Consider the following 6,977-nt stretch of genomic DNA (forward strand, 5'->3'; position numbering starts at 1 on the left):
TATTGGACTCTTTCTCAAATTTACCAACAGCTAATTTTTTTGTTTAGCATTATCGTCGCTAATCATAGCACAATATTTTCAAATAGCTTGTTTTTTGATTTTGTTTACTTTTTTTTATTTTTGGTTAACAGCCAGTTATAAAATAGAGTCGTATGGGAAAGAATAATTTAGTCCGAGAGCTTCCTTATTCGTCGGAGAGGGAATTGAACACTTTGGTTGAAAATAGACGTGCGTATACATTGAACAATTTCGAATTGAATGTCTATGAAACCTATCAAGCCAGCCAGTTGGTGCCCCTAAAGTTTAATGATATGGTCATCATCAATATGCTGAAGGGTAAGAAAATCATGCACCTTGAGGATGTGCCTGCATTTGATTATCTCCCTGGTGAGACCTTGGTGCTTCCTGCCCATAGACCCATGAAAATCGATTTCCCGGATGCTAAAATCATGGAGCCTACCCAATGTACTGCTTTATTGATCTCGGCTGATAAAATCGAAGAGACCATCGATTACCTCAATAATGCCTATCCCAAAATAAATAATAGCCTGTCCTGGGACTTCTCTTGGAATAAGTTCCATTTGCTGAACACCGACGAACTCGCAAGCTTGACCAATAAATTGTTCAGCAATATGATCAGTAATGACCCTTTTAAAGATGTCTTGGCTGATCTGCTCTTCAAGGAACTGTTGATCAGGATTATTCAACAGCAACAGTTGGGTGAATTGGTCGAACCCTCAATTTCAGGTAATGATGAAATGTCCAACCTCAAAAAATACATTCGGGAACACCTAACGGAAAGGATAACCATAGAAGATTTGAGCCGAAAGGCTAATATGAGCAAGGCAACGCTCTTTAGGATTTTTAAGGATGAATATGGAATTACCCCGATGGAACTCGTAATTCGGGAACGCTTGAGAAAGGCCAAGGAAATGCTGAGTGCAAATATGTCGATTAAAGAAGTCTGTTACGCTTGTGGCTTTACGGATGTAAATTATTTCAGCCGTTTATTCAAGGCCAGAGAGAATATGACTCCAGGTAATTACCAGCGAAAAATAGAAATTAGCGTTTCATAGCTCGGTCCAATTCCCTTTTGCTCTCACGCTCTTTAATGGTTTCCCGCTTATCAAAGTCCTTCTTGCCCTGTGCTAGGGCAATCTCTACTTTGGCAAAACCTCTTTCATTGATAAAGATGCGCAACGGAACAATGGTAAAACCCTTTTCCTCACCCTTTTCACGCAATTTCTTCAGTTCTTTTTTGGAAAGAAGCAATTTACGATCTCGTTTGGATTCGTGGTTATAGAATGATCCAAATGAATATTCGGCAATGTGCATGTTACGGATATAGAGCCCATCCTCAAAAAATGCACAGAAACTATCGTTGATATTAGCTTTACCTTGACGGATGGATTTGATCTCGGTACCCAATAAAGCTAAGCCCGCAACATAGGTGTCAAGTAAGTGATACTCAAAGGATGCGCGTTTGTTTTTAATGTTAACCGTTGATGAAATTGCCATTTTTATTAATTATATTGAAGCACAAATGTAAGAATTTATGAAATTTTGCAAAATTTCGATGTAATATACACTAAACATTCTCTTAATATTAATTTAATTTTATGATATTTATATGTCAAATCAAACATAATTTGAGGTTTAAGTTTTGTATGTTTGCGTCGATTTTTTGTAAAGAAAGGTAATAAAAAGTAATATAAACATGATTTAATTTATGTGAATAGAACTTGTTTTGTACCTTTGTGGGATTTTTGACGATTTTTGTTAAAAGTTCAAAAAGTAAATATTATTGAGAAAATAGATACCTGACGAATGAGCAAGGGAAAATTAAACGAAAGAACTGCGCGGTTTTTAAATGGCGAGTTAGGAGATATCAAGTCAAAAAACTTATATGCTTATTTTAGACCGATCCAATCTAAACAGGATACTGAAGTCAAAATTGACGGACGCAGAGTATTAATGTTTGGTTCGAATTCTTACCTAGGACTGACGACGGATCCTCGAATTATTAAAGCTTCTCAGGATGCTCTTGAAAAATATGGTACTGGATGTGCCGGTTCTCGTTTCTTGAACGGAACTCTTGATATCCACGTGGAATTGGAAGAGAAACTTGCCGATTACGTAGGTAAGGAATCTGCTATCTTATTCAGTACGGGTTTCCAATCCAACCTAGGACCCCTTTCTTGCTTAACAGGACGTCATGACTATATCCTTTTGGATGAACGTGATCACGCTTCAATTATTGATGGTTCTCGCTTGTCATTCTCGAAAGTTATTAAATACGCTCACAACAATATCGAAGACCTAAGAGATAAAATCTCTCGCCTTCCTGAAGAAAGCTTTAAGTTAATTGCTACTGATGGTATCTTCAGTATGGAAGGGGATATCGTAAACCTGCCTGACCTTGTTCAAGTAGCTAACGAATTTGACGCTGCTATATTGTGTGATGATGCCCATAGTTTAGGGGTTATCGGCCATAATGGTGCTGGTACTGCTAGCCACTTCGGTCTTACTGATCAGGTAGACTTGATCATGGGTACTTTCAGTAAATCCTTGGCCTCTCTTGGTGGCTTCGTTGCTGCAGATAGAGATACTATCGAATTTTTGAAACACCGTGCTAGATCTTTGATGTTCAGTGCAAGTATGACACCTGCTTCTGTGGCTTCCACATTGAAAGCATTGGAAATCATCCAAACAGAACCTGAGCATATCGAAAGATTGTGGGCAAACACCAACTACGCTAAAAAATTGTTGTTAGACAACGGGTTCGACTTAGGTGCTACCGAAAGCCCTATCTTACCTGTTTTCGTAAGAAACAACGAAAAAACATATATCGTTACTAAAATGCTTCAGGATGACGGAGTTTTTGTTAATCCTGTCGTTGCTCCTGCAGTTCCTGCCGAAGAATCTTTGATCCGTTTCTCATTAATGGCTACCCATACTTTCGATCAGATCGATGAAGCCGTGGAGAAAATGACCAAAGTTTTCAAAGCACTGGAGGTTGAAAGTTTTATTAGTGAATAAAATCAGATAAAAGTGATTACTATAGTTCCTGTTGAAAGCAAAAAACAAAGAGCAAAATTTATCGATTTTCCTCATGACCTTTATGAAGGAGATCCAAATTATGTTCCAGAGCTTTTTGTTGCACAGGATGATATGTTGAATCCCGCTAAACACCCGTTCTACAAGCATTCATCCGTGCAATTGTTCTTGGCATACCAAGATGATAAGATTGTCGGGCGTATCGCAGCAATTTACAATACAAACCATAATCAGTTTAACAATGTAAATGAAGGTCAATTCGGTTTCTTTGATTGTGTGAATGATCAGGATGTTGCCGATAAATTGTTCCAAGCTGCTGAAGAGTGGGTAAAAGGTAAAGGGGCAAACAATATAGTTGGACCAATTAACCTGTCTACCAATGACAGCGTGGGTCTTTTGGTTGAAGGTTTCGATAGGCCTCCAATGGCCATGATGCCTTACAACCCGCCTTATTACCAAGATTTGATCCTGAATGCCGGCTTTGGTAAAAAAGTTGACCTTAGGGCTTACTTGGTAAATAAGGAGAACTCCAATAAACGCTCTGTTTTGCTCTTGGATAAATTGGAAACTAGACTGAAACGTTCTGGGATCATTCTGAGAGAAATCAATATGAAAGATTTCGCTAGAGAAGCAGAAAAGATCAAAAAAGTCTACAATAAAGCCTGGGACAAAAACCTAGGGTTTGTGCCAATGACCGATGAAGAGTTTATGCATACCGCAAAAGATCTGAAAATGATCGTTGACCCTAAATATTGCATTGTGGCAGAAAAAGGGGATGATATCATTGGATTTGCGCTAGGCATTCCAAATGTCAATGAAATCCAGATCAAGATCAAGCGTGGTAGATTGTTGCCGACCGGTATCTTTAAGCTTTTGTTTGGCTTGAAAAAAGTAAAATCCATAAGGGTTTTGATGTTGGGTGTATTGGACAATTACCGCAAATTAGGAATTGAAGCTTGCCTTTATGGCCGCATTATCAAAAATGCAATCCCTTCAGGTATCGTTGAAGCTGAATGTTCCTGGATGTTGGATCATAACTACCTCATGAATCACGCTATTGAACAGATCAACGCTGAGTTTTACAAGCGCTATCGCCTCTTCGAAAAAGCGATATGAAAAAAAAGATTTTCATAACTGGTGCGAGTGGTTTTGTAGGCTCTCACCTTGTTGAGGCTGCCCAAAACTTAGGCCTTGAGGTCCATGCTGCGGTCCGTAAAACCAGTAAGATCCAGGATATCCAGCCTTATGTCGATCAGTTTGTCTATCCGAACCTGGGAAACGAAGACGAGTTAAAAGCACTTTTCGAAAAAGAACAATACAATTATATCATCCATGCCGCTGCAATGACAAAGGCAAAGGATGAAAATATAATGCGGGAGGTCAATGTTGGCTATACAGATGCTATTCTTTCTGCTGCCACGGCTGATATCATGCCTTTGGAAAGAATCAGTTACGTAAGTAGCTTGGCTGCCATAGGTCCGATTCCATACAGCAGTGATGCATTGATTACCGAAAAAACTCCATATCGTCCATTGACTGTTTATGGCAGGAGCAAGGAAGCTTCTGAACTGATGATTCAGGAGAAATATGCCGATGCCCCCATTTCCATATTCCGACCAACGGCAGTTTATGGTCCCCGTGAAAAGGATATTTTTATTCTTTTCGATACAATGAACAAGGGATTGGACCCCTATATTGGGAAAAATCCGCAAAAATTGAGTTTTATCTATGTCAAGGACCTTGTCGATGTACTATTGAAAGGCTGCCTGGTAAAACAAGACGGACTCCAAATGTATAATATCAGCGATGGCGAAGTGTATTCCCGTTATGCGATGGCTGAAATTTTCAAGGAAGTCCTGAATAAAAGACTTTTCAGAATGCATGTTCCATTAGGTCTGGTGAAAAGCGTTGCCGAACTCTCACAAAGACTATATCGCAATTCCGCCAAAACTCCCGTCATCTACCCTGAAAGACTAAGAGAGCTAACCGCAGAAAACTGGGGTTGTGATATTACACATGCAGTGCAAAACTTGAACTTTGATCCCCAGTATAAATTGGACGAAGGATTGAAGGCAAGTTTATTATGGTATAAAGAAAATAAGTGGCTCTAAATTTTCAGTTGAAATGAGTGGACAAAAAATTAATAAAAAGCTTTTTCAAGATAGAAAGCGAACTAATATTTTAAGTAATCCGGAACAGAAACTAATTTCCTACCTGGTTCCGAAGATCCCTGAGTGGATCTCCTCTGATGGCCTGACCGCCATCGGCCTCTTCGGATCTTTTATGATCCTAGGGAGTTTCTTGCTTGCAGAATATGTAAACATTTATTTCCTCCTCTTGGGGATCGTCGGCTTCTTCGTGCAATGGTTTGGTGACTCATTGGATGGAAGGATCGCCTTCTATAGAAATAAATCCCGTAAATGGTATGGCTTTGCCCTAGACATCGTGATGGACTGGATTTCCACCGTGATGATCGGTCTAGGCTATGTGCTATATGCCACTGGAGATTTTAAATATCTAGGTTTTACTTTGGTAGCCTTATATGGCTGGGCGATGATCATTTCCCAATTGCGGTATAGGATTACCGATAAGTACACCATTGATGCAGGATTGTTAGGTCCGACCGAAATCCGTGTGATTATCAGTTTAGTTATGGTATTGGAAGTAATAGTTCCAGGGTCGATTAACTATTCAGTCCTTTTGATCTGTATTATCTTGTTCTTCATTAATATCGGTGACACCAAGAAATTACTGGACCTTGGTGACGCAAAGGATCTTGAAGAAAAGGCAAACAAGCTAAAGGAAACAGAAATTAACGAATAAGGCATGTCCGATAAATTAAGGGTATTTCTCAGAGCACAGTTGTCCGCATTTATTGGCGGACTTTCTGATTTTGGGATTTATACCTTTTGCTATACGGTCCTGAAGTTTACCGCGCCTTTTTCCAATGTGGTCTCTGGTAGCTTAGGTGCTATCGTTAACTTTACCATCAATCGATATTGGTCTTTCGGCAATACCGAAAAGTCCATTGGCAGCCAACTGTGGAAGTTCATTATCGTTGTTGTCGGTAGCATTACCCTGAAATCCTTGGGTATCCATGTTTTGGTAGACATTTGGCACCTGCACTTCTTGCTATCCAAGCTTATTGTAGAGATTATAGTCTCATTAGGGTTTAATTATACACTCCAAAGGTTTTGGGTATTTAAGCAGTAGCTGCTATATATATAAGAATTAAAGGGCCATCTTGATGTTTTTCAAGATGGCCCTTTCTTTTTTGCGGACAAGATGGGAGGGAAGGGTTCTAGAATGGTTTTGTTTAGGGGAATAAAATGAGGTGTTTTTCTGGGGGTCTGGTTCGGGACTCATTCGGGGCATGTTCGGGAAAGCTTCGGTGGAGGGAGCTGGAATGCCCGCAGCGTACCCGAGGATGGAACGTGGACGCTGCGGGAACAGGAGGAGTGTAGGGTTGTTTGCGTTGCGAGATTTCCGAACGTGGGTCGAATGGGGTCAGGTGGAAAGGGAGGGGGGATTTTTGGACCAGGGTTCCGATCCACGGTAGGGGCGGATCGAATTCGCCCGCCCCAGGTATTTGAACCAGGATTCCCCTCGGCTCCGCTCGGGGTACGGGATCCGAGGATGGGCCAAGATCTGGGCAGGGACCAGGATCCCCCGGATGGGAGGATATCCCAGGACCGTGGCGTACCATTTCCGTCCCTTTCGCCCCCTTTTTCCGCCCCTCCCTGAAAAATTATCTGGCAATGCTACAGCGAGTTATGCCCCCTGGCGAAAAATACTTTGCCCGCCCCCTTGGAAGTGAAGGTATTTTGTCCCTATCTTTGCACCACTCCGCAAGGGAGGGACGGCCGCAGGGCCACTGACAACAGGGAAGGAAAAAGGGGAGCGGGACGGTGCACAGCACG

At 41.1% G+C, this 6,977-nt stretch carries 7 protein-coding genes; 6 read left to right on the top strand and 1 reads right to left on the bottom strand.

Annotated elements, in window-relative coordinates:
* The first annotated feature begins 152 nt into the window (after window positions 1-152).
* A complete protein-coding gene (locus tag ACK2WI_RS00650) occupies window positions 153-1,076 on the top strand; it encodes a helix-turn-helix domain-containing protein (RefSeq protein ID WP_409149249.1) in 924 nt (307 codons plus the stop codon).
* Here ACK2WI_RS00650 and smpB read toward each other — a convergent pair.
* The gene (gene smpB, locus ACK2WI_RS00655; protein ID WP_093101442.1) at window positions 1,063-1,518 is read right to left on the bottom strand and encodes an SsrA-binding protein SmpB; all 456 of its coding nucleotides are present in this window, start codon (window positions 1,516-1,518) and stop codon (window positions 1,063-1,065) included. The two genes, ACK2WI_RS00650 and smpB, sit on opposite strands and share 14 nt — an antisense overlap.
* 309 nt (window positions 1,519-1,827) lie before the next feature.
* On the opposite strand from smpB, the gene spt reads away from it, so the two are divergent.
* The 5 genes from spt to ACK2WI_RS00680 are packed head-to-tail and all read left to right on the top strand — an operon-like array spanning window position 1,828 to window position 6,270.
* Entirely contained in the window at window positions 1,828-3,039 is a 1,212-nt protein-coding gene (gene spt / locus ACK2WI_RS00660; RefSeq protein WP_093101444.1) for a serine palmitoyltransferase, read from the top strand.
* 12 nt (window positions 3,040-3,051) lie between these two features.
* Window positions 3,052-4,173: a hypothetical protein gene (locus ACK2WI_RS00665; RefSeq protein ID WP_409149252.1), complete on the top strand. Its 1,122-nt coding sequence runs from the start codon at window positions 3,052-3,054 to the stop codon at window positions 4,171-4,173.
* Window positions 4,170-5,168, top strand: a complete 999-nt coding sequence (locus ACK2WI_RS00670) for an NAD-dependent epimerase/dehydratase family protein (protein ID WP_409149254.1) — start codon at window positions 4,170-4,172, stop codon at window positions 5,166-5,168. The genes ACK2WI_RS00665 and ACK2WI_RS00670 overlap by 4 nt, the downstream gene beginning before the upstream one ends.
* A 13-nt stretch (window positions 5,169-5,181) precedes the next feature.
* Window positions 5,182-5,880 carry a CDP-alcohol phosphatidyltransferase family protein gene (locus tag ACK2WI_RS00675; RefSeq protein ID WP_093101450.1) on the top strand — a complete coding sequence of 233 codons (699 nt, stop codon included), beginning with the start codon at window positions 5,182-5,184 and terminating at the stop codon, window positions 5,878-5,880.
* 3 nt (window positions 5,881-5,883) lie between these two features.
* A complete protein-coding gene (locus ACK2WI_RS00680) occupies window positions 5,884-6,270 on the top strand; it encodes a GtrA family protein (RefSeq protein WP_312696817.1) in 387 nt (128 codons plus the stop codon).
* The last annotated feature ends 707 nt before the right edge of the window (window positions 6,271-6,977 follow it).

It is taken from the genome of Sphingobacterium sp. BS-2 (assembly GCF_046161205.1).
GTDB lineage: Bacteria > Bacteroidota > Bacteroidia > Sphingobacteriales > Sphingobacteriaceae > Sphingobacterium > Sphingobacterium mizutaii.

Coding starts and splice junctions, on each gene's coding strand:
- ACK2WI_RS00650 (WP_409149249.1), top strand. CDS start 153: ATGGGAAAGAATAATTTAGTCCGAGAGCTTCCTTATTCGTCGGAGAGG.
- smpB (WP_093101442.1), bottom strand. CDS start 1,518: ATGGCAATTTCATCAACGGTTAACATTAAAAACAAACGCGCATCCTTT.
- spt (WP_093101444.1), top strand. CDS start 1,828: ATGAGCAAGGGAAAATTAAACGAAAGAACTGCGCGGTTTTTAAATGGC.
- ACK2WI_RS00670 (WP_409149254.1), top strand. CDS start 4,170: ATGAAAAAAAAGATTTTCATAACTGGTGCGAGTGGTTTTGTAGGCTCT.
- ACK2WI_RS00675 (WP_093101450.1), top strand. CDS start 5,182: ATGAGTGGACAAAAAATTAATAAAAAGCTTTTTCAAGATAGAAAGCGA.
- ACK2WI_RS00680 (WP_312696817.1), top strand. CDS start 5,884: ATGTCCGATAAATTAAGGGTATTTCTCAGAGCACAGTTGTCCGCATTT.